Annotated in this window: 17 protein-coding genes and 1 pseudogene; 12 read left to right on the top strand and 6 right to left on the bottom strand. The window is 38.3% G+C overall.

What is annotated here, in order from left to right; genetic code table 11:
• Positions 1 to 137: 137 nt before the first annotated feature.
• The 8 genes from KYH19_RS05700 to KYH19_RS05735 all read left to right on the top strand — a co-directional run bounded on the left by KYH19_RS05700 (position 138) and on the right by KYH19_RS05735 (position 14,106).
• Positions 138 to 1,460: a BNR repeat-containing protein gene (locus KYH19_RS05700; RefSeq protein ID WP_219077924.1), complete on the top strand. Its 1,323-nt coding sequence runs from the start codon at positions 138 to 140 to the stop codon at positions 1,458 to 1,460.
• Positions 1,461 to 1,476: 16 nt separating this feature from the next.
• Positions 1,477 to 3,648 carry a family 43 glycosylhydrolase gene (locus tag KYH19_RS05705; protein ID WP_219077925.1) on the top strand — a complete coding sequence of 724 codons (2,172 nt, stop codon included), beginning with the start codon at positions 1,477 to 1,479 and terminating at the stop codon, positions 3,646 to 3,648.
• Entirely contained in the window at positions 3,648 to 4,787 is a 1,140-nt protein-coding gene (locus KYH19_RS05710; protein ID WP_219077926.1) for a glycoside hydrolase family 88 protein, read from the top strand. Before KYH19_RS05705 ends, KYH19_RS05710 begins: the two co-directional genes overlap by 1 nt.
• Before the next feature lie 7 nt (positions 4,788 to 4,794).
• On the top strand, positions 4,795 to 6,042 hold the full coding sequence (locus KYH19_RS05715) for a DUF2264 domain-containing protein (protein WP_219077927.1): 1,248 nt from the start codon (positions 4,795 to 4,797) through the stop codon (positions 6,040 to 6,042).
• 75 nt (positions 6,043 to 6,117) lie between these two features.
• Complete coding sequence (locus KYH19_RS05720) at positions 6,118 to 7,236, top strand: glycoside hydrolase family 43 protein (RefSeq protein WP_255562566.1); 1,119 nt, start codon at positions 6,118 to 6,120, stop codon at positions 7,234 to 7,236.
• Positions 7,237 to 7,348: 112 nt separating this feature from the next.
• Positions 7,349 to 9,184 carry a beta-galactosidase gene (locus KYH19_RS05725; protein ID WP_219077929.1) on the top strand — a complete coding sequence of 612 codons (1,836 nt, stop codon included), beginning with the start codon at positions 7,349 to 7,351 and terminating at the stop codon, positions 9,182 to 9,184.
• 254 nt (positions 9,185 to 9,438) lie between these two features.
• Positions 9,439 to 12,468, top strand: a complete 3,030-nt coding sequence (locus KYH19_RS05730) for a TonB-dependent receptor (RefSeq protein ID WP_255562567.1) — start codon at positions 9,439 to 9,441, stop codon at positions 12,466 to 12,468.
• A 12-nt stretch (positions 12,469 to 12,480) separates the two neighbouring features.
• Positions 12,481 to 14,106, top strand: a complete 1,626-nt coding sequence (locus KYH19_RS05735; RefSeq protein WP_219077930.1) for a RagB/SusD family nutrient uptake outer membrane protein — start codon at positions 12,481 to 12,483, stop codon at positions 14,104 to 14,106.
• Between the two features lie 248 nt (positions 14,107 to 14,354).
• Here KYH19_RS05735 and KYH19_RS05740 read toward each other — a convergent pair whose 3' ends face one another.
• The gene (locus KYH19_RS05740) at positions 14,355 to 14,885 is read right to left on the bottom strand and encodes an OmpA family protein (RefSeq protein WP_219077931.1); all 531 of its coding nucleotides are present in this window, start codon (positions 14,883 to 14,885) and stop codon (positions 14,355 to 14,357) included.
• 177 nt (positions 14,886 to 15,062) lie between these two features.
• Between KYH19_RS05740 and KYH19_RS05745 the strand changes: the two genes are divergently transcribed.
• Positions 15,063 to 15,833 (top strand): SDR family NAD(P)-dependent oxidoreductase, encoded by a 771-nt coding sequence (locus KYH19_RS05745; protein ID WP_219077932.1) that lies wholly within the window; start codon positions 15,063 to 15,065, stop codon positions 15,831 to 15,833.
• Positions 15,834 to 15,853: 20 nt separating this feature from the next.
• Here the strand turns inward: KYH19_RS05745 and KYH19_RS05750 are convergent, their stop codons facing one another.
• Positions 15,854 to 16,552, bottom strand: a complete 699-nt coding sequence (locus KYH19_RS05750) for an NUDIX domain-containing protein (protein WP_219077933.1) — start codon at positions 16,550 to 16,552, stop codon at positions 15,854 to 15,856.
• Between the two features lie 161 nt (positions 16,553 to 16,713).
• Between KYH19_RS05750 and KYH19_RS05755 the strand changes: the two genes are divergently transcribed.
• From KYH19_RS05755 to KYH19_RS05765, 3 genes are read left to right on the top strand one after another with little or no spacing between them, the layout of a single operon-like run.
• Entirely contained in the window at positions 16,714 to 17,775 is a 1,062-nt protein-coding gene (locus tag KYH19_RS05755; protein ID WP_219077934.1) for a UDP-glucose--hexose-1-phosphate uridylyltransferase, read from the top strand.
• A gap of 10 nt (positions 17,776 to 17,785) precedes the next feature.
• Positions 17,786 to 18,937: a galactokinase gene (locus tag KYH19_RS05760; protein ID WP_219077935.1), complete on the top strand. Its 1,152-nt coding sequence runs from the start codon at positions 17,786 to 17,788 to the stop codon at positions 18,935 to 18,937.
• Positions 18,938 to 18,966: 29 nt separating this feature from the next.
• Positions 18,967 to 20,643 carry a sodium/sugar symporter gene (locus KYH19_RS05765; RefSeq protein WP_219077936.1) on the top strand — a complete coding sequence of 559 codons (1,677 nt, stop codon included), beginning with the start codon at positions 18,967 to 18,969 and terminating at the stop codon, positions 20,641 to 20,643.
• Between the two features lie 301 nt (positions 20,644 to 20,944).
• Here KYH19_RS05765 and KYH19_RS05770 read toward each other — a convergent pair.
• The 4 genes and pseudogenes from KYH19_RS05770 to KYH19_RS05785 all read right to left on the bottom strand — a co-directional run.
• Positions 20,945 to 21,673 (bottom strand): annotated as a pseudogene (locus KYH19_RS05770) (cation:proton antiporter); the annotation flags it as partial.
• Complete coding sequence (locus tag KYH19_RS24350) at positions 21,657 to 21,881, bottom strand: cation:proton antiporter (RefSeq protein WP_370630289.1); 225 nt, start codon at positions 21,879 to 21,881, stop codon at positions 21,657 to 21,659. The gene KYH19_RS24350 and the pseudogene KYH19_RS05770, both read right to left, overlap by 17 nt.
• Positions 21,882 to 21,922: 41 nt before the next feature.
• Positions 21,923 to 22,192 (bottom strand): cation:proton antiporter, encoded by a 270-nt coding sequence (locus KYH19_RS05780; protein WP_219077937.1) that lies wholly within the window; start codon positions 22,190 to 22,192, stop codon positions 21,923 to 21,925.
• Between the two features lie 275 nt (positions 22,193 to 22,467).
• A complete protein-coding gene (locus KYH19_RS05785; protein WP_227256362.1) occupies positions 22,468 to 22,782 on the bottom strand; it encodes an RNA-binding protein in 315 nt (104 codons plus the stop codon).
• Positions 22,783 to 22,975: the final 193 nt, after the last annotated feature.

A 22,975-nucleotide genomic window follows, 5' to 3' on the forward strand; every position in this document is an offset into this window, starting at 1 on the left:
AGTTACGCTATTTTACCTTTTTAAGGCATTTAGCTTAAAACACCCCCTGCAAAGTATGATTTAACCCCCTGTGTAAAGCTTAAAAATTTCGGTACTTAGGCTTTGCCAAATGTAATGCCGATCAGTGTAAACGTATAATGTATCAATACCTCAATAAAAATATATTTCTAATCTGTGTGTTCGTCAGTGTTAGTCTGATAAGTGTTGCACAAGAAACACAGCTGAGTACTATTGCCAGCAACGGTTGGGCGAACAATTCAGTAAATACAGTTATTTTTCGAAAAAATTCCTTAATTAGCTTTAAAGGCAGCCAGTATGCAGCTTACTATGATCACGAACAAAATGTGGTATTGGCCAAACGAAAAATCGGTTCTACCCATTGGACGTCGGTTATCACACCTTATAAAGGCGATGCTACCGATGCGCATAAATCAATCAGTATTATGATCGATGGGGATGGTTTTCTTCATATTGCCTGGGGCCAGCATAACAATAATTTAAACTACGCCAGATCAGTTTCAGCAGGTTCGTTAACTTTAGGCAAAAAAGAAGTTATGCTCTCCGCAAAGGAAAATAAAGTCAGTTATCCTGAGTTTTATAAGCTGACTAATGGCGATCTTTTGTTTTTTTACCGTGATGGGGGCTCTGGAAACGGAAACCTGATGATTAATCATTATAGTTTAAAAACCAGAAAGTGGACACGGATACAAGATGGAATGATTGATGGCGAAGGCCAGCGTAATGCCTATTGGCAGGTTGCAGTAGATCAGGTTGGAACCATCCATTTATCGTGGGTTTGGCGCGAAAGCCCTGATGTAGCCAGTAACCATGATTTATGTTATGCAAAATCAACCGATGGCGGCATCACCTGGTTAAAATCTACCGGCGAAAAATATCAGCTTCCCATTACCGCCACAAATGCAGAGTATACCGTAAAAATTCCACAGAAAAGTGAGTTGATTAACCAAACATCAATGTTTGCCGATGCGAAAGGTAAAGTATTTATTGCTGGTTACTGGCGCGGAGTGAATGAAGCCGGGCCTCAGTATCACCTTGTCTTTAAAACGGATAACAGCTGGAAAGTAAGTAACCTGAATTTTAGAAAAACGACGTTTAGCTTAAGTGGTACCGGTACCAAGCGGATTCCAATTTCGCGACCACAGATTATCGTTTGGTCAAATGGAAAACATTATGCCGCAGGTTTATTATTTAGAGATGCCGAACGCGGAAACAAGGCATCTATTGCTTTAAATGATCATCTTGGATCAGAAAACTGGATAATTAAAGACCTGACCAAAACCAGCATGGGCGATTGGGAACCTACGTATGATACTGAACTTTGGAAAACTAAAGGTATATTAAGCCTATTTTTACAAAATGTTACCCAAATAGATGGCGAAGGAAAAGCAGACCATGCGCCAACAAAGGTCCAGGTATTGGATTGGAAACCAAAAAAATAAAATAACTACACGAGAAATGAAATATTCACGAATAAAATATACTATTCTTTTATTACTGATATGTTTATCAGGAAAAATAATCGCACAACCTAAAAAAACTTCTGGTCAAAAAGCCCAATCAAAAGAGAATGTGGCTTACTTATTTACCTATTTCACCGGAAATTCGAAAGCAGAAGAAGCCATTCGTTTTGCAGTGAGTACCGATGGTTATCATTACAGCGCATTAAATAACAATAACGCAATCATTTCTTCAGAAAAGATTAGCAGCACTGGTGGCGTTCGCGACCCACATATTCTGCGCGGTGAAGATGGCAAAACCTTTTACATGGTGGCTACTGATATGGTTTCGGCTAATGGCTGGAACTCGAACAGGGCCATGGTATTGTTGAAATCAAATGATCTGATCCATTGGACATCGGCAGTTGTTAATATTCAAAAACGTTTTCCGAATAACGAAAACCTGCTGCGCGTTTGGGCTCCGCAAACCATCTATGATAAAACAGCCAAAAAATATATGGTTTATTGGTCGATGAAGAATGGCGATGATCCTGATAAAATTTATTACGCTTATGCCAACGTGGATTTTACCGACCTCGAAACTACTCCAAAACAGCTCTTTTTTAGTCCAACCAATGGCTCTTGTATCGATGGAGATATTATTTACGATAAGGGTAAATACAATCTGTTCTTTAAAACAGAAGGTAATGGTAATGGCATTAAAAAAGCAGTTTCTGATAAATTAACAGAAGGTTACGTATTACAGGATAAATACCTTCAACAAACTAAAGAAGCGGTAGAAGGAGCCGGTGTTTTTAAACTGAACCATGGCGATGAATATATCCTGATGTATGATGTATACATGAAAGGCCGTTACCAGTTTACCAAGAGTAAAGATTTGACAAATTTTAGTGTGGTAGATCAGGATGTTACAATGGATTTTCATCCAAGGCACGGAACTATTTTGCCGATTAATCAGCAAGAGTTAAGCCGTTTGCTTAAACAGTGGTATACAGTCGAGTCTGTTCTACATACCACAAAAAATAAGGCAATCAACCAAAATAACATTGTTCTGGATAGTGTGAACCAAAAACTTTATCTACCTGTAAATTATGGCACAGATCTAAAGACTTTTGATCCGCAGTTTAATACCTTTAACCAAATCAGCATCCTGCCAAAAGGAAAACTGGATTTTTCTAAAGGCCCTGTAAAAATTAAGGTGAGCATTCCTGGTCAGCAAGCTAAAACTTTCGAGGTAATTGTTGCAGTAGCGAATAACCCTGTGCTAAAAGGCTATTATGCCGATCCTGAGATTTTATATTCCAATAAAACTTCTAAATATTATATCTATCCAACCAGTGATGGATTTAACAATTGGAGCGGTACTTATTTTAAAACTTTTTCCTCAACAGATCTGGTTAACTGGAAAGATGAAGGCAAAATATTAGATCTTGAAAAAGACGTTTCATGGGCAAAAAGGAATGCCTGGGCACCTACTATTATCGAAAAGAAAGTAAATGGAAAATATAAATATTTCTATTATTTCACAGCTGCACAGAAAATTGGTGTTGCTGTTGCTGATGATCCGGCAGGACCATTTAAGGATAGTGGCAAAGCTTTAATTGCGAGCAAGCCAAAAGGAATTAAAGGTGGTCAGGAGATTGATCCGGATGTGTTTAACGATCCTAAAACCAATAAAAGTTATTTGTACTGGGGAAATGGCTACATGGCTGTTGCACCATTAAATGATGATATGATTTCGATTGATACCACTGCGATTAAAATTATTACCCCAAATAATGATTTCAGAGAAGGCACAGAAGTGTTTTATAGAAATGGGAAATATTATTTTTTATGGTCGGAAGATGATACCCGAAGTGAGAATTACAGGGTAAGATATGGTTTTTCTGACTCGCCTACAGGAAAAATAACCATTCCGAAAAATAATCTGATTTTGGCAAAAGATGCACCTCAGGGTATCTACGGTACAGGGCACAACAGTGTGATTAAAGTAAATGGCAGAGACGAATGGTATATGGTTTACCACCGTTTTACCCGGCCAAAAGGAATTTCAATGGGAGACGCTGCAGGCTTCAACCGCGAAGTTTGTATTGACAAGATGGAATTTAATACTGATGGAACCATTAAGCCTATAAAACCAACTGTAAATGGCATTAAACCAATACACTAATGAATTCAAAATTATATAAAGTGCTTTTCTTACTCTTTTTCTTAACCAGCGGAGCGGTAAATGCCCAGAGCCAGCTGTCAAAAGAAGAAGTGCTGGAAATGATTAACCGGGCAAATATTTATTGGCAAAGCAACAATAAACCCGAAGTGCGTGCCTTTTGGGATCACGCAGCTTATCATACCGGGAACATGGAGGCCTATGAGGTTACCAAAAACGAAGCATACCGAAAATATTCAGAAGATTGGGCCGGATACAATAAATGGATGGGCGCAAAATCTACCGATAAATCCAATTGGAAATATAAATATGGCGAAACAGATGAACATGTACTGTTTGGCGATTGGCAAATCTGCTTTCAAACCTATATCGATCTATACCACTTAAAACCCGAAGAATATAAAATCGCCAGGGCAAAAGAGGTAATGCAATACGAAATGAGTACACCCAATAACGATTATTGGTGGTGGGCAGACGGCTTGTACATGGTAATGCCAGTGATGACCAAACTTTATAAAGTAACCGGCGATCAAAAATACCTGGATAAACTCTACGAATATTTTATGTATGCCAACAGCATCATGTACGATAAAAAGGAAAAGCTTTATTACCGCGATGCCAAATATGTTTATCCGAAACATAAAAGTGCCAATGGCAAAAAAGATTTTTGGGCAAGGGGCGATGGCTGGGTGTTTGCAGGTTTGGCGAAAGTGCTAAAAGATCTGCCCCTTACAGATCCACACCGGAATGAATACCTAACCAAATACCGCAATATGGCCAAAGCAATTGTTAAAAGCCAGCAAGCAGAAGGCTATTGGACCAGAAGTATCCTCGATCCGCAACACGCGCCAGGACCTGAAACCAGTGGGACAGCGTTTTTTACTTATGGTTTGTTGTGGGGGATAAACAACGGCTATTTAAAAGAAAAAAACTATTTACCTGCAGCGCAAAAAGCATGGACATATTTAACTAAAACTGCATTACAACCTGATGGTAAACTGGGTTATGTACAACCGATTGGAGAGAAAGCCATTCCAGGTCAGGTGGTTGATGTAAATTCTACATCGAATTTTGGTGTAGGTGCATTTTTATTGGCAGGAAGCGAAATGTACCGCTATTTATCAAAGGACGCTAAATTTTAAAGAGAAAATGAGACTTAAAAATATCTTGATTGCAGGCTTATTCATCATTTTGGCTGGTGGATCTGTTTTTGCACAAAAGAAAGCCAAAAATAATAAAGGTGCAGCGCTAACTGACAGGCAGTTTTGGTTGCAGCAAATGGATAAGATGGTGAAACCTGTTTTATATAATCTGGCTAAAGACAGTTTGAGGATTGTGATGCCTAAGGTTACCTCTATCCACGTAGATAATAAAGAACACCGCATTAAAGTACAATATGTGGAAGTTTTGGGTAGGGTTTTAAGTGGTATTGCACCATGGTTACAGTTAGAAGGAGGTTCAGCTGAAGAAGTTGCCTTAAGGAAACAATATCGTGAATGGGCTATTCAGGGCTTAAAAAATGCCTTAGACTCTAACGCCAAAGATTTTATGAACTTTGATATTGGTGGGCAACAATTGGTAGATGCTTCCTATGTGGCACTTGCTTTAGTTCGTGCACCATGGCTATGGGAAAACCTGGATAAGAAAAACCAGGCATTGATGATGCAGTCTATTGTAACGACCAGAAGATTCAAGCCCGTTTTTTCTAACTGGTTACTGTTCTCAGCGATGAACGAGGCTTTTTTAGCCAGATTTGGTTACAGTTGGGACTCTATGCGTGTTGATTATGCTCTACAGCAAATGGAGCAATGGTACACAGGCGATGGAATGTATAGCGATGGAACATCATTCGCCTTCGATTATTACAATAGTTATGTAATCCATCCTTATCTGGCAACTTTAGCAAATATCATTGGTACTAAAACGAGCAGTTATAAGGAAATGTTCGGGAAAATTAAAAAACGTAATGAACGATATGCCATCATTCAGGAAAGATTAATCAACGCCGATGGCACTTATCCTGCAACTGGTCGCTCTATTATTTATCGTGGAGCTGCATTTCATCATTTGGCTGATATGGCCTGGAGGAAAGCACTGCCTAAACAGTTAAGTCCGGCACAGGTACGTTGTGCTTTAACAGCAGTAATCAGAAAAACTTTAGAGAGCCCATCAACCTATAAAAATGGATGGTTAACAATAGGTTTATATGGCGATCAGCCCAATCTCGGCGATTTCTATAACAACCAGGGTAGCCCATATATTGCTTCAAATATCTTCTTGCCTTTAGGGTTGCCGGCATCAGATCCTTTTTGGGCTAACCCGGCAGAAAAATGGAGTGCACAAAAGATCTGGAGTGGCGAGAATTTTGATAACGACCATAGTGTTAGTTTAAAATAAATAAAGCGTTGATAAACAGTTGGAAAGAGGCAGGTAATTACTTCTATATAATATTAAAATTAGTTAATTAAAATGATGAATAAGAGAATCAGTTTTGTTTTAGGATTTATCGCCTTTAGTTTGTGCTTAAACAGTTTTGTTTCTGCACAGCAAACCTATACCTCTTTTACCCCAGGTAAAATTTGGAAAGATGATAAAGGTGTTCATATCAATGCACATGGCGGCGGTATTGTGGAGCATAAAGGTGTTTATTATTGGTTTGGAGAACATAAAATTGAAGGAGAAATAGGAAATACGGCACAGGTAGGCGTGCATTGTTATTCATCGAAAGATTTATACAATTGGAAAGATGAAGGCATTGCCTTGCCGGTTTCAAACGATTTGACCAGTGATATTGCCAAAGGCTGTATCCTTGAAAGGCCTAAAGTAGTGTACAACAAGAAAACCAAAAAGTTTGTAATGTGGTTTCACTTAGAACTTTTGGGCAAAGGTTATGCAGCAGCCAGATCAGGTGTAGCTGTTGCCGATCGCCCAACCGGGCCATATACTTTCATTAAGAGTTATCGCCCAAATCCAGGTAAAATGCCTTTTTATGCATCAGGCACAGCCGAAAAAGATATGGTAAACTGCCAGCAACCAGCCAATAAAAGTGATGGCTTTTTCTGCAGGGATTTACCTGGCGGACAAATGGCAAGAGACATGACCGTTTTCGTTGACGATGATGGAAAAGCCTATCATGTATTTTCTTCCGAAGAGAATTTTACCTTGCATTTAGCAGAATTAACGCCAGATTATTTAGGGCATACCGGAAAATTTATCAGAATTTATGTAGGGCAGCAAACCGAAGCACCAGCTTTGTTCAAGAAAAATGGAACTTATTATATGATTGGTTCAGGCTGTACAGGCTGGGCGCCAAATCCGGCAAGATGGTTCAAAGCAAACAATATCTGGGGACCCTGGAGTTATATGGGAAATCCTTGCCAGGGCGAAGGTGCTAAACTAACTTATGGTGGGCAAAGTACACATGTATTGCCAGCACCAGGTAAAAAGGGAGATTTTATTTTTATGGCCGATAAATGGGAGCCAAAAAATGCAATTGATGGCCGTTATTTATGGTTGCCGATCAAATTTGAGCAGGATAAAATTTCGATAAACTGGGCAGATGAATGGGATCTGAGCGTGTTTAAAAAATAAATAATAAACAAAGTTTTTATATAAACCTTGATGATTGAACTGCGTAAAGCAAGGCAAAAAGGGACTGTTTTGCCCAAAATTCGGATCATCTTAAAAACAACTTTTAAAAAAAATGAAAGAAAAATTACTATGGTTGATGGCGATATGTTTCTCCTTATCTGCTTTTGGCCAGCAAGCTAAACATACATTTAAGCTGGGAGAAACAGACTTTTTATTAGATGGAAAACCTTTTCAGATTATCTCTGGTGAGATGCACTACCCACGTGTACCAAAAGAAGCCTGGAGAACCCGTATGAAAATGGCCAAAGCAATGGGTTTAAATACCATTGGTACCTATGTATTCTGGAACTTTCACGAACCGCAAAAAGGAAAGTTCGATTTTTCAGGTAATAACAACATTGCCGAATTTGTAAAAATTGCCCAACAGGAAGGCTTATGGGTTATTTTAAGACCAAGCCCTTACGTTTGTGCGGAGTGGGAGTTTGGTGGTTATCCTTATTGGTTGCAAACCGAAAAAGGTCTGGTGGTAAGAAGTACCGAACAGCAGTATTTAGAGGAGTATAAGAAATATATTATTGAAGTTGGTAAACAGTTGGCACCATTGCAGATTAACCATGGTGGTAACATCATTATGGTGCAGGTGGAGAATGAATATGGTTCGTATGCCGCCGATAAAAACTATTTAGATATCAACCGCAAAATGTTTATAGAAGCGGGTTTTGATGGATTGCTTTATACCTGCGATCCTGCAGCAGATGTAAAGGATGGACATTTAGATGGGTTGCTGCCAGCACTAAACGGCATTGATAATCCAGCGAAAATCAGGCAACTGGTAAATGAAAATCACAATGGCAAAGGGCCGTATTTTATTGCAGAATGGTACCCTGCCTGGTTCGATTGGTGGGGAACCCCTCATCACACTGTTCCAGCAGCAGAATATACCCAAAAGTTAGACTCTGTTTTAACAGCAGGTATTTCGATTAATATGTACATGTTTCATGGAGGAACCACCCGCGATTTTATGAATGGTGCAAACTACAAGGATATTTCGCCTTATGAGCCACAAACCAGCAGCTATGATTATGATGCACCTCTAAATGAGGCAGGAAATGTGACTGAAAAATTCAAGGCATTTAGAAGTGTGATCGAAAAACACCTTCCTGCAGGACAAAGTTTACCATCAATTCCAACTGCAAAGCCCAGCATGGCCATTGCACCTTTTAAATTGTCCACTAAAGTTGCTTTGTTCAATGCATTGCCTAAGGCTGTGAAAAACAGTGCACCTTTAACTTTCGAGGATCTTAGTCAGGATTATGGTTACGTATTATACCGAACCACCATTCAGGGAGGTAAAAAAGGCGAACTGCAGCTTAAACAATTGCGCGATTATGCGCTCATTTTTGTTAATCAAAAAAGGGTAGGTATTTTAGACCGCAGACTAAACCAGAATACATTAGCATTAGATCTTCCGGCAGGAGAGGTACAGCTTGATATTTTTGTGGAGAATATGGGCCGGATAAATTTTGGAAAGTATTTACTCGAAAACAAAAAAGGAATTACCGAACAGGTTACTTTTGATGGTGCCGAAGTTAAAAACTGGTCGATGTATGGCTTCCCTTTTGGCAACGATCGCCTGACCATGACTGGTTCATCAAAAGCTAACGGAAATGGGCCAACATTGCAGAAAGGTTTCTTTCAGCTATCAACCGTTGCCGATACTTATTTAGATATGACCGATTGGGGAAAAGGAGTAGTATGGGTTAACGGACACAACTTAGGGAAGTACTGGGCAATTGGTCCACAGCAAACGCTTTATATTCCTCAAGAGTGGCTAAAAAAAGGTAAAAATGATATCGCAGTTTTAGAACTGATTAAACCTGATCAGAATATGTTAAAGGCAATTGACCAGCCAATCTTAAACACACTTAAAAAATTAAACGTAGAATAAACGTTAAAAAATCTTCAGATTAGGGGTTAAAAGCGAAATTTTAACAAAAAGTAACAATTTAACCCCTACTTATTACCGTATTACCCCTCACTCCACTAGGATTTTATGTCTACTTTGCTGTAATAAATCCCTTCATCATTCATGCACAATTATACATCCGGCCAGATTAAATATTTAATAAAATATTTTAATAGGCTTCCCCTTTGAATTTCCTTCGAGGTTCAATTATTAACTAACCAAAATAATCTTAAAAAATGAAAAGAAAACTACTAGCCACATCTAAGTGTGCGGTAATGTTTTTGTTTGTTTTAATCCTATCCTTAGGTAAATCAAACAATTCAATTGCACAAACAATCGCTCAAATCTCAATTTCCGGAAAAGTAAAAGATAATAAAGGTAACCCCATTCCAGGTGCATCTATTAGTGTTAAAGGAACTACACAGGTGGTGGCCAGCGATGCCAATGGAAATTTCAAAATATCAGCCCAAAAAGGAGAAAGTTTAGTCATTAGTTTTGTAGGTTACGTAACCAATACAGTATTGGTAGCTAATGAAACGCAACTGAGCATCATCCTTGCAGAGGATAAGGATAAAAACCTACAAGATGTAATTGTAATAGGTTATGGTACGCAAAAGCGTTCTGATGTTACCGGTTCGGTAGTTTCTGTACCTAAAGCACGGTTGTCGCAACTACCCGTTACCAACGTTTTACAATCTATAGAAGGTGCAGTTGCAGGTGTTAATGTTACCACGACATCTTCAGTTCCAGGTAGCCAGCCAAACGCATTAATCAGAGGTCAGAATTCAATAAGCGCAGGTACCGGACCTTATGTTGTTGTGGATGGAGTACCTTTGACCAAAACCGGTGGTTCATTAAATGACATCAATCCGAATGATATCGCATCTGTTGAGATTTTAAAAGATGCGAGTGCAACTGCAATTTATGGTACCAATGGCTCAAATGGTGTTATCTTAATCACAACGAAAAGAGGTACAACTGGTAAACCGGTTATTCGTTACAGCGGTTATGCTGGTATTGATAATATTGCACATATTTTGCAGCCAGGAAGCGGTGCTGATTACGTTCAGAAATATGCTGATATGCTTAAACAGACCGGACAGGTACAACAAAGACCTGTTCCAAATATCGGAGAACTTCCTGCTTATAATGCAGGCACCACAACCGATTGGGTTAAAGAAGCAACTCAACAAGGTGTAATTCAGGATCATAATGTTAGTATTTCGGGCGGATCACAGGATGTTAAATATTTCATTTCAGGCGATTATCTTAATCAGAAAGGTGTAATTAAAGGTTATGATTTTAAACGTATAGGTTTGCGTTCTAACCTGGATGTTAATGTAACCAGTTTTTTAACTATAGGTACATCATTATTCTTAACCAGTAATAACTTCGACGGTGGAAGGGCAAACTTGTTGTTAGCAACGGCGATGAGTCCTTACGGTCAGGAGTATAATACAAATGGAACATATACAATTTATCCGATGAGTCCGGAGCAGTTGTACACAAATCCATTGCTTGGTTTAACGACTACTCAAATTAGAAGAACAACCAACATTAATGGAAACGGTTATGCTGAAGTTAAGTTTCCCGGTGCTTTAACCGGTTTAAAATTTCGTTTAAATGCAGGTTACACTTACTTTCCTGAAAAAAGAGGGAGTTATATCGGCCGTTTAGCGAATGATTTAAACGGTACGGCAAGTAGTTTCAATGCATCTACAAATAGCTATACCATCGAAAATATCTTAACTTACTCTAAAGACATTAAAAAACACCATTTTGATTTTACTGCTTTGTATAGTGCTCAGGAGCGTAACTATAATTCTACCACAGCTGGTGCGGTTGGCTTCATTAATGATGAATTAGGTTTAAATAATATTGGTGCAGGTGCTACGCAAACCAGTGGATCTAACCGTGATAGATATGGGCTGAACTCTCAAATGGGCCGGTTATTCTACTCATACGATAGCAAATACTTGCTTACTTTGACTGCACGTAGAGATGGTTCTTCTGTTTTTGGTGCAAACACAACTAAATATGGGGTTTTCCCTTCTGCAGCAATTGGATGGAACATTATTAACGAAGACTTTATGAAAAACGTTAAAGTTTTCAGCAATCTGAAGTTAAGAATATCTTATGGTAAAACAGGTAATGAAGCTGTTGGTGTTTACAATACGATTACAACTGAAGGGTCCTCGCGTTCCCCTTTCAACGGCATAAGTACAATTGGTGTTATTCCAAATAACTTAGGAAATATATCATTGCAGTGGGAAACTACAAAAACGGCCAATATCGGATTGGATTTCGGAATTCTTAATAACAGGATTAATGGTAGTATTGAAGCTTACCAAAATAAAACAAGTGGTTTATTGCTTAACAGAAGTTTGCCTATTATTACAGGATACTCAAAAGTTTCAGAAAATATAGGTAAGACAACAAATAAAGGCTTAGAGTTAACTTTAAATACACAAAATATTGCTGGTAAAGATTTCCGTTGGGAAACCATGTTTGTTTTTGCGACTAACAAAAATAAAATTACAGATTTATATGGCGATGGAAAAGACGATTTAGGAAACAGATGGTTTATAGGTAAGCCAATCAGAGTAGTGTATGATTATCAAATGACTGGCGTTTGGCAAACAGGAGAGGACGTTTCTAAACAAGACCCAACAGCAAAACCAGGAAGCCTGAAATTTGCTGATTTAACCAACGACGGTAAAATTACTGCTGATGACAGAACGATTCTAGGTCAAATTGATCCAAAATGGACCGGTGGTATAACCAATACTTTCCATTACAAAAACATCAACCTGAGCATTTTCATTCAAACCGCTCAAGGAATGACCAGAAACAATACTGATCTGGGGTATGGTGATGAAACCGGAAGAAGAAATACGCCTGCTGAAATTGGTTACTGGACGCCTGAAAATATGAGTCAGACCAGACCCGCATTATCTTACAACAACACTTTAGGATACGGCTATGCATCTGATGCAAGTTACACCAGAATCAAGGATGTAACTTTAAGTTATGTGTTTTCACAAAATCTATTGGATAAACTTCATTTAGGTGGTCTAACAATTTATGCTAGTGGCCGTAACCTGCATACTTTTACTAAATGGGTAGGTTGGGATCCTGAACAAACTACTTATGGTAGAGGATCAGGGGATGGCAATGCAAATCAACAGGCATTTGCAGCAGACTGGACAAATAATTATCCTTTAACAAGAACTTTTGTATTGGGTTTAAATGTTTCATTACGTTAATTTACAATCATCATGAAAAAATATATAACCATAATTGCTTCATTATCATTGCTTTTTGTTGCGTTTTCGTCCTGCAAAAAAGCATTTTTAGATGAGAAACCGTTTTCATCATATACACCATTAACGCTTACGGATTCACTTGGATTCGAAGCATCGTTAATTGGTTTATATAACCACACCAGTACAATTTTTTCCTGGTCCGATCAGCAGGGCTGGCCAAGCGTTTGGCAGGTTGGAACTGATGTTGCAAATGCAACCAATAACCAGCAAGGTGTAGAAATTCCATACTATAATTATGCTACGCTAACCGCTACAGATGGTGGTGCAGCCCGCATGTGGAATAGAGACTATATCATGGTTAACTTAACTAACATTATTGTAGATGGAATTGAAAATCCAGGTGTAACCAGCTTAAGTGCAAAAGGTAAAAGCCTGGTAAGCGCCGAAGCTAAATTTTTCAGGGCTTATGCTTACAACAACTTAGCAACCTTGTTTGGTGGCGTGCCATTGATTACACATGCATTAGCAGGCCCGAAAACAGATTTTGTGAGAGCACCTATAGCTGATGTAAACAATCTCATCGTAGCAGATTTGCTTTTTGCTGCAGCAAATCTTCCTGATATTGAAGCGGTAAAAACCAATTCCAAAGGCAAAATGTATGGCAGGGCAAACAAATTTATGGCCATGCAGCTTCTGGCTGAAGTTTATCTTCGAATCGGGAAACCTGATTTAGCTGAACAGCAGGCACAGGCCATTATCAGTAGCGGAAAATTTAGCTTGATCAGAAGCCGTTATGGTGTTAAAACTGGCCAGCCAGGAGATTATTATTCAGACATGTTTCAATATGGAAATGAAAGAAGGGTTCAGGGCAATACAGAGGCTATTTGGGTGTTAGAACAGGAAAATCCGACTGCGGTTGTTGGCGGTATTACCGATAGTCCGCAGCAAAGAAGGGTTTGGGGTGCTGCTTATTACAACATCGCGGGAATGGCTTTGGCCGATTCATTAGGCGGGCGTTCGATTGGCAGGTTGCGCCTAAGTAATTGGGTACTTTATGGTTTGTATAAAGGAAATGATATTCGGAATTCGCAATACAATATCCGTAGAAAATATTATTACAACGATCCAGATCCTAAATACGCAGCAAAATTCGGAAAACAAGTTCCTTTTACCGGTCCCGATACGTTAATCAATATTTGCCCAAGTACAACCAAATGGGGCGCTTTTGATCCCAATGATACCTTTGGTTATGCCATGATCAAAGATTTTATCTTGATGCGTTTAGGTGAAACTTATTTGCTTCTAGCTGAAGCACAGGTTGCACAAGGTAAAACAGGAGATGCAGCAACAACAATTAACGTGTTAAGAACCAGAGCAAATGCTGCACAGGTTAGTGCTTCTGAAATGACAAAGGATTTTATTCTTGATGAAAGAGCCAGAGAGTTAATTGGTGAAGAAAACAGAAGAATGACCCTAATGAGAACCGGAACTTTGGTAGAACGTGCACTTCGTTTAAACGCTAATGATGCATCAAAACCGATTACAGGCTTAACAACAAAAAATTTGTTATTGCCAATTCCTTTAGGTGAAATACAGTTAAATAAAGATGCTGTATTAACCCAAAACCCAGGCTATTAGCCTATTTTGGTTAGTATGATTAATATGCTCTTCGGATCTTTCTGCAAAGAAAGGTTCGGAAAGTTTTTTTAAACAGTGCAACCAGTTTTATCTGTTAAATAAACGTTTAATTTCTGACCGGAAAGCAGAAAATATCATAAAAAGGCTGAAGTCGAAGGGCAGAAACAAGTTTAAGAATACGATTATACGCTAAATTAAAAAGGGCCATTGATATTAAATCATGGCCCTTTTTCTTATTTTTTTAAGAATTACTTCTGAACTTTTATTTCAGTTCTTCTGTTCAGCATTCTACCTTCTTCGCTATTATTGCTGCTAATCGGCTCTTTCTCGCCATGACCAACAACAGTGAAATTATTTCCATTTAAACCCGCATTTATAAAGTATGATTTTACGGCATTTGCACGGTCTACAGAAAGTTGCATGTTGTGCTCGGGTGTGCCTTCAGCAGATGAATGACCATTAAGAATAAATTTTGTATCTGGCGATTTTTTCATTTCTGCTACAGCTTTATCCAGAATTGAGAATGATGATGTTTTAAGTACAAATGAATTAAACTCAAACTGGATGTTATCTAAGTTAAAATTGGGCTTTTCAACCGGAGCAGGTGCTTCTTCTTTCTCTGGTGCAGGCGTTGGTTTTTTCTCTTCTACTGGTGGTGCAGGCTTTTCAACAGGTACAGGAGCAGGCTTTGCTGCCAGTTTTTTTGTTTTACAAGAGTACATGGTTAGCGTAAACAAAGCTAGGAGCGTAGTAAATAAAAGGTTTTTGGTAATGTTCATGTTTTAAGATTAATTTAAGTTTATTGTGTGTTTGTTACCCAAACATACTAATAAATGATTACAGCTATAACGATGTTTTTTTTGAGAACTTATATTAATGTATTAATCCTGTTAATAACTTCAGTTTTACTCAAACATATTTACATCAATTTCATTTATGTATTATAACATTTTACTATGAATCGTTTTGAAAACAAAATTGCTTTAATTACCGGAAGTAGTCAGGGAATTGGTGCTGCATGTGCCTTAAGGTTGGCCAAAGATGGCTGTGATATTATTTTAAATGGGCATAAATTTGATGAGCGGGGCGAAAAACTTATCAAAGAAATACAGGACATGGGTAGAAAGGCCGCTTTTTTGGAAGCCGACTTAAGTAAAGCCAATGCAGCCACCAAATTGATTACCGATGCAGTAGCAGTATTTGGCCATTTAGATATCCTGGTCAACAATGCGGGGGTAGAAAAAAAAGCCAGCTTTTGGGAAGTTACGGAAGAAGATTACGACCTGATCATGAATACCAATTTAAAAGGTGTTTTTTTTAGCATCCAGTCGTTTGTAAATTATTGTAGAAAAAGTAAGGTAGCCGGAACGATAATCAACATGAGCTCTGTACACGAAGAAATCGCATTTCCGCATTTTACTGCCTACTGCGCAAGTAAAGGAGGTTTAAAGATGTTAACCAGAAATCTTGCTTCAGAATTAGCCCAGTTTAATATCAGAATTAATAATGTAGCTCCCGGAGCTGTTTCAACACCGATCAATCAGGATTTATTGAATAATAAAGAACAGCTGGAAAAGGTATTGCAGAATATCCCGTTAAAACGAATGGGTAAGGTAGAAGATGTGGCCGCGGTAGTGGCATTTCTTGCTTCTGATGATGCCACTTATGTAACTGGATCAACTTATTATGTAGATGGAGGATTAACCTATCATTATGAAGAACAATAGGTTAACCACGTTAAATTAATTTAAGCCTTTAAATTTGGCATTAAGTTTAAGAAAGCCTGCGAATTGGCATGATATTTCTTCTTATCTAATTTAAAATAGAATGCACCTTTTTTAGAACCAGTTCTGTCTTTTTCGGCCAGCTTAATTAATAAACCTGTAGAGGTAATTTTGCGGCTAAAATTTCTGGTATCGATTTTAGTGTCGTTTACTTCCTCAAAAAGGATATGCAGTTGTGGAATCGTAAATTTTTTAGGCAGCATTTCAAATAATATTGGATGAAGTGCAGCTTTATACCTTAATTTTTTTCGGGCATCAGCAACCATTTGGTTATGATCGAAAATGAGTTTTGGCCGGTCGTTAATCAAAAACCATTCTGCCTCATAATCGTCGCTTAACTGTGCCTCATATTTGTGAATATCAATGAGGGCAAAATAGCCAACAGAAAGCGTTCTTTCGATGGGGTCGCGGCCTGGCTCTCCATAAATCTGCATCTGCTCCAGGTAAACGCCTTCTAAACCTGTCATTTTTTTGAGTACCCTATTTGCTGCATCATCCGGACTTTCATCAGCGCCTACAAAACCTCCCATTAAACTCCATTTATTTATTTCGGGTTCTAAACCCCGTTTAACCAATAGAATTTTAAGGTGCTCGCCGTCAAAACCAAACACGATGCAATCAACAGCAACAAGATAATGTGGCTGCCTGGAATATTCAATCATTTTTTATCAGGGTTTTAAAGGGCTTAATATGTTCAAATTTTCACGAAAATAAAAATTATTATTAATTGTCGTTTTGACAATTAATAATAATTTTATAATTTGGCCAACTAGATAGGAGAGCCACGTGGATCTCTTTTTTCTAACCAGTTGAAAAATATAAAATGAACCAAACATTCGAACTTGACAGTAATCCACATACCCGGCTTAACATATTAACTGGCGAGTGGGTATTAGTATCACCGCACCGCACCAAGAGACCGTGGCAAGGTAAGGTTGAAGGCATCACACCAGATAACCGCCCCGAATATGATCCTAAATGTTATTTATGTCCGGGAAACGGTAGGGCAGATGGCGATAGCAATCCAGAATATACGGAGAGCTTTGTTTTTAACAATGATTTCGCCGCTTTGTTGGAAGATACACCAGCTGGCGAAATGAATGAAGCTGATTTGTTGGTAGCCAACAACCAGCGTGGACTTTGCAGAGTAATCAGCTTTAGCCCTAAACATAATCTAACACTTCCTGAAATGAGTGTCGAGGGCATAACAGCTGTAGTTAATGTTTGGCAAAATGAATTTAACAGCCTGGCTGAAAACGATTGGATCAAATATATTCAGATTTTCGAAAATAAAGGAGAAATAATGGGCTGTAGCAACCCACATCCGCATGGTCAGATCTGGTCGCAGGGTGATATCCCATTGGAAATTGCCAAAGAAACCGAACGCCAGAAAACTTACTATGCCATCCATAGGAGGAGTTTATTAGCCGATTATTTAAAGCTGGAGCAGAAGAAAAACGAGCGCATTATATTTGAAAATGATCATTTTGCAGTATTAGTGCCTTTTTGGGCAGTTTGGCCGTACGAAACCATGATTATCAGCAAACGACATGTCAATAGTATTAAACTTTTTACTGCTACGGAAAAGAAATCACTGGCTGAAGCTATTAAAATCCTCTCCACTAAATACGATAACCTGTTCGAAACATCTTTCCCTTACTCGGCAGGTATGCACCAGGCTCCGGTAAACAATGGTGATTACCCAGAATGGCATTGGCATATGCATTTTTATCCACCATTGTTACGCTCTGCATCAGTTAAAAAATTTATGGTCGGTTATGAGATGCTTGCCAACCCTCAACGCGATATTACCCCTGAGTTTGCAGCCAACCGTTTAAAAGAAATGTCTACAACACACTATAAAATCAGCAAAACTGAAGTCTAAAATATTCATAATGGATGCACAACATTTAAAAAATACATTTAAAAAACTTTTCAATGCTGAACCCATTTTAGTGCGTTCGCCCGGAAGGATCAATATTATTGGCGAACATACCGATTACAATGGCGGTTTTGTAATGCCTGCAGCTATAGATAAAGCCATTTATGTAGCTATCTCAAAAAGAGAAGACGATGAAATACATTTATTTTCGGAGAGTTATCAGCAATTTGATATTTCATCAATCAAAAGCCTGAAAAAATCAGAAAATAGTTGGGCCAATTACATTTTAGGTGTTGCCGATCAATTAAAAGAAAGAGGTTACCAATTAGGAGGTTTTAACTTTTACATCGATGGTGATGTGCCTTTGGGCGCAGGTTTATCCTCTTCGGCTGCTGTAGAATGTGCTACTGGCTTTGCACTCGGTCAGCTTTTTTCGCTTGATGTTCCAAAAATAGATATTGCTTTAATTGCTCAAAAGGCTGAACAGACTTTTGCTGGTGTTAACTGCGGTATTATGGATCAGTTTGCCTCTGTATTTGGTAAAAAAGATCAGGCCATCATGCTTGATTGCCGATCAATGAAACACGTTTATATCCCTTTAAAGTTAGATGGTTACAAACTTTTGCTTTTAAATACGAATGTAAAACATGCTCTTGCTGATTCTGCTTACAACAAAAGAAGAGCCCAATGCGAGCAAGGTGTAGCCTGGGTAAAAGAACATTATCCCAATGTAAATACATTACGCGATGTAGACCTTAGCATGTTAGAAGCACATGTTAAGGCAAAAGATGAAGAGGTATTTACAAAATGCAGCTTTGTAGTGAAAGAAATAGGGCGTTTACTAACAGCAGCAGAACAACTTGAAAATGGTAATCTGCAGGGGTTAGGAAACCTGATGTTTGAAACGCACGAAGGTTTAAGCAAAGATTACGAAGTAAGCTGTAAGGAATTAGATTTTTTGGTTGAGGCTGTTAAACCACTGGATTACGTATTGGGTGCCAGGATGATGGGCGGTGGTTTTGGTGGTTGTACCATCAATATCGTTAAAGAAGAAAAAATTGCGGATTTAATCGAAGAACTGTCTTCTAAATATTTATTACAATTCGGGCTCAAGCTGGATGCTTATACCGTTCAAACCGAAAATGGAACCAGTTTATTCAATTAAAATTTAAACAACCTAACAAAGATAAAACAATGAAAAATAACATATTAGACACTAAGGATTACATTGTCTTTGCAATTTACTTCGTTATTGTAGCTGCTTACGGGCTATACATTTATAACAAGAAAAAGTCCGAATCTACGGGTTCTAAAGATTATTTTCTTGCAGAAGGTTCTTTAACCTGGTGGGCAATCGGCGCATCTTTAATCGCATCAAACATCTCTGCTGAGCAGTTTATCGGTATGAGCGGTTCAGGCTTTAAAATGGGACTGGCTATTGCAACCTACGAATGGATGGGTGCACTTACTTTGGTAGTGGTAGCCGTATTTTTCATTCCGGTTTATTTGAAAAACAAAATTGCTACCATGCCACAGTTTCTGCACCAGCGCTATAATGGTACTGTAGCCATGATTATGGCCGTTTTCTGGTTATTGCTTTATGTTGTGGTAAACTTAACTTCTATTCTTTACTTAGGTGCATTAGCGGTAAGCAGTATTTCTGGTTTCGATTTAAGGTTTTGTATGTATGCCATTGCAATTTTTGCCATTCTCATCACCTTGGGCGGGATGAAAGTAATTGGGTATACCGACGTAATCCAGGTATTTTTCTTGATTTTAGGTGGCTTGGCTACTACTTATCTGGCTTTAAACCTGGTTTCTACACATTATGGTACAAGTGGTATTTTTGAAGGCTATAGCTTAATGACTTCTAAAGCATCAGAGCATTTCCACATGATCTTAAAACCTGATAATGAAAATTATATTGACTTACCAGGCTTAAGCGTATTGATAGGCGGTATGTGGATCGTGAACCTAAACTATTGGGGCTGTAACCAGTACATCACGCAACGTGCCTTAGGTGCTAATCTGGAAACTGCGAGGGGAGGTATCCTTTTCGCAGCTTTCTTAAAGCTGTTAATGCCTATCATTGTGGTATTGCCCGGTATTGCCGCTTATGTGTTGTATAAAGATGGTGCTTTCCAAACAGAAATGCTGCAGGATGGATCTGTAAATCCAGATCGTGCTTACCCGGTATTGTTAAACTTGCTTCCTGCGGGATTAAAAGGGCTTTCGTTTGCTGCATTAACCGCTGCGGTTGTGGCGTCACTGGCAGGTAAAGCAAATAGTATTGCCACCATTTTTACGTTAGATATTTATAAAAAAGTATTAAAAACCGATGCTACAGAGAAAAATTTAGTTACAACAGGTAAGATTTCTATTGTTGTAGCAATGATTCTTGGCGTGTTGATTGCTCCACACTTAGGAATTGATAAAAAAGGTGGTTTTCAATACATTCAGGAATATACCGGTTTTGTTTCTCCGGGTATTTTTGCCATGTTTATTTTAGGTTTCTTCTGGAAAAGAACAACCTCTGGTGCAGCACTATTTGCTACCATCGGCGGTTTTGGTTTGTCGATTTTACTTAAATTCTTACCTAAACTTACCGATCTTTCATGGTTGTCGGGTATGGGCTTCTCTGTTAAAAATGCAGCCGGAGTTTACGAAATTCCATTTTTGGATCGAATGGGCTTTGTATTTGTATTCTGTATGTTAGGTATGGTGATCATCAGTTTAGCGAGCAACAAAGTTAAGGCAGAAGCTAAAGGATTGGCTATTGATGCTAAAATGTTTAAAACCACTACCAGTTTTGCAGTAGGCGCTTTAATTATCATCGGCTTATTGGTTGCACTGTACAGTGTATATTGGTAAACAATTTAGATCAACAATTATTTACTTTGACAATCTTTTGGGCGTAATGCCTGTAAGATTGTCAAAGTTTTAACTGCATTATACCATAATGATTAAAGAAATAAGTTCAATTATTTACTTTGACAATCTTTGTGCGTGATGCCTGTAAGATTGTTTAAGTTTTTTAACTACCTTAATTTCTTAATGATAAATGCAGGTAGTCCAAAAGTCAGGGATCGGGATGTTCGAAGTTTAAGGTAAAAAACGACTCTGTTTTCTCTGTGATTTCTTCTCAGTGAACTCGGTGGTTAGAAAAACAAAATTACCCTTCATCCTCCGTCGCCAGTTTCTTCACTAACCAAGGTAAAGTAAGGCCCTGCCCGATTAAGGTAAACAATACCACCACTACCGAAATAAATATAACGGCATTTCGTTGTGGAAACGCACTTCCATCCGATAAAGTAGCTGGTAACCCAATTGCAATGGCCAGCGAAACAATGCCTCTCATGCCCGACCAGCTGATAATTAAACTGTTCTTAAAATCCAGCAATGCATCCTCTGTAATGCGGTGTTTCCCTTTCTGAAAAGCTTTTTGAAGATTAAATTTTTGTAAGAAAACACGCGCCATTCTGAGTAACAAAGCGACAACCGTAATCACCAACGAATAACCAATGTATGGTAGAATATCAGCACTGCTAATATTTTTATATACATAAGGAAACTGTAAGCCAATTAATATAAAAATTAGCCCATTTAATAAAAAGATAATAATGTCCCAGATGTTTTTCGATTGGTTTTTAAGTTGCTCTGGAAATACCTTGTTACTAAACCTGGATATGCCCAATCCTAAAATAACAACAGCAATAACACCCGAAACATGCACTTGTTCTGCAATTAAATAGGTAACAAAAGGCATTAATAACATAAAGCTGATGGTTGCCAGGCGATTGTTATGAATCCGTTTAATAATAAAGGCTAAAATTTTCGACATCACCATGCCAATTAAGAATCCACCAGCCATCAATAAGACAAATTCAAGGGATGCTTTCCAAAATACAAAGGCTGTTCCTGTTACTGCGGCTACTGCAAAACGATACGCTACAAGCGCAGAAGCAAACTAAACTCTCACCCTCCAGAATGGTGTTGGTTTTATGAGATAAACCCAGTCCTTTGGTAATACTCATGGCGGCAACCGCATCGGTGGCTGAAAGAATTGCGCCTAATACGAAAGATACCGGCCAACTCATCCCCGGAATCATATAATGGGCAACGACAGCAATGCCGATAGCGGTGATAAAAACTAGCGTAATAGCTGGGTAAATATGGTGTTGATATTGGTTTTAAATTCATTAAATGAGATATTAAAGGCGGCATCATAAAGCAATGGCGGTAGAAATATCAAAAATATAATTTCGGGATTAATATCAATTGGCGGCAACGAAGGCACAAAACCTACTGCAATTCCGGCTATAATCAATAAAATAGGGTAGGGAATCTTAATTCGGTCTGCGATAGCAGAAAGGCCAATCATTACAGCCAAAATAAATATTACAACGGCATAATTTTCCATACGTCTAAATGCGTTTTTAATTAACACGTCATGCAAATTATACGTTTACCATCGGATTACGAAGTTTATGTAAAATTAGCTAGGTGGTAGAGGTCTTTCGCATAATGAATTGCGGTATCGTTATCCGATAGCTTAGGGTGTGATAGCTGATCTTGCATAGGATGAATCAATCTTGATCATACTATTCGCTAAAAAGCAAGAAAGATTGCTTTGTGGTTATTTATCGCAATAGCGACCTTATTCCCGAGCCTTTCAGTAAAAGCCAATTTGATGCACTAGCGTTGTAACCTGGGCCTTTTACTTTTAAAAGCTGGGTTGGGTTTTGGTTTTACTGCTTTAGCGCCACCTTCCTCTTCAGATATTTTAACTGTAATGACATTACCTTTAAATGTCTCGCCATTTAAAGTTGATACGATGTTTTTGGCATCGGGAAGACTATAAATTTCCAGAAAAGCGTAACCTTTACATTTACCCGTTGCCCTGTCGCGAACAATTTTAATTGTTTCTACCCTACCATGAAGGCTAACCAATATTGCCAAATCCATCTCTTGGATATTGTCAGGAAGGCCGCCTATGAAAATCTTAATCATTAATTCTTTTATTTGAGAGAACATTTGAGCTATAAATATTAAAATCCAGCGCTGTTCCTTAAGACCTGCAAAATAAGTAAAATGATGTTCTTACCCAAAATAATTTGTAGGAATTTTGTCTCATTAACCATAAATTTTGTTTGTAGCAGACCTGTATATTGATGTTGATCGGTAGAAAACGTACATTAGCTTT

The organism is Pedobacter sp. D749 (genome assembly GCF_019317285.1).
Taxonomy (GTDB): Bacteria; Bacteroidota; Bacteroidia; order Sphingobacteriales; family Sphingobacteriaceae; genus Pedobacter.

What these genes read in the sequence shown, in the direction of transcription:
- KYH19_RS05780 (WP_219077937.1), bottom strand. Translation starts at nt 22,192, where the DNA reads ATGGAAAATTATGCCGTTGTAATATTTATTTTGGCTGTAATGATTGGC.
- KYH19_RS05785 (WP_227256362.1), bottom strand. Translation starts at nt 22,782, where the DNA reads ATGATTAAGATTTTCATAGGCGGCCTTCCTGACAATATCCAAGAGATG.
- KYH19_RS05720 (WP_255562566.1), top strand. Translation starts at nt 6,118, where the DNA reads ATGAATAAGAGAATCAGTTTTGTTTTAGGATTTATCGCCTTTAGTTTG.
- KYH19_RS05725 (WP_219077929.1), top strand. Translation starts at nt 7,349, where the DNA reads ATGAAAGAAAAATTACTATGGTTGATGGCGATATGTTTCTCCTTATCT.
- KYH19_RS05710 (WP_219077926.1), top strand. Translation starts at nt 3,648, where the DNA reads ATGAATTCAAAATTATATAAAGTGCTTTTCTTACTCTTTTTCTTAACC.
- KYH19_RS05730 (WP_255562567.1), top strand. Translation starts at nt 9,439, where the DNA reads ATGAAAAGAAAACTACTAGCCACATCTAAGTGTGCGGTAATGTTTTTG.
- KYH19_RS05745 (WP_219077932.1), top strand. Translation starts at nt 15,063, where the DNA reads ATGAATCGTTTTGAAAACAAAATTGCTTTAATTACCGGAAGTAGTCAG.
- KYH19_RS05755 (WP_219077934.1), top strand. Translation starts at nt 16,714, where the DNA reads ATGAACCAAACATTCGAACTTGACAGTAATCCACATACCCGGCTTAAC.
- KYH19_RS05700 (WP_219077924.1), top strand. Translation starts at nt 138, where the DNA reads ATGTATCAATACCTCAATAAAAATATATTTCTAATCTGTGTGTTCGTC.
- KYH19_RS05750 (WP_219077933.1), bottom strand. Translation starts at nt 16,552, where the DNA reads ATGATTGAATATTCCAGGCAGCCACATTATCTTGTTGCTGTTGATTGC.
- KYH19_RS05715 (WP_219077927.1), top strand. Translation starts at nt 4,795, where the DNA reads ATGAGACTTAAAAATATCTTGATTGCAGGCTTATTCATCATTTTGGCT.
- KYH19_RS24350 (WP_370630289.1), bottom strand. Translation starts at nt 21,881, where the DNA reads ATGATTCCGGGGATGAGTTGGCCGGTATCTTTCGTATTAGGCGCAATT.
- KYH19_RS05735 (WP_219077930.1), top strand. Translation starts at nt 12,481, where the DNA reads ATGAAAAAATATATAACCATAATTGCTTCATTATCATTGCTTTTTGTT.
- KYH19_RS05705 (WP_219077925.1), top strand. Translation starts at nt 1,477, where the DNA reads ATGAAATATTCACGAATAAAATATACTATTCTTTTATTACTGATATGT.
- KYH19_RS05765 (WP_219077936.1), top strand. Translation starts at nt 18,967, where the DNA reads ATGAAAAATAACATATTAGACACTAAGGATTACATTGTCTTTGCAATT.
- KYH19_RS05740 (WP_219077931.1), bottom strand. Translation starts at nt 14,885, where the DNA reads ATGAACATTACCAAAAACCTTTTATTTACTACGCTCCTAGCTTTGTTT.
- KYH19_RS05760 (WP_219077935.1), top strand. Translation starts at nt 17,786, where the DNA reads ATGGATGCACAACATTTAAAAAATACATTTAAAAAACTTTTCAATGCT.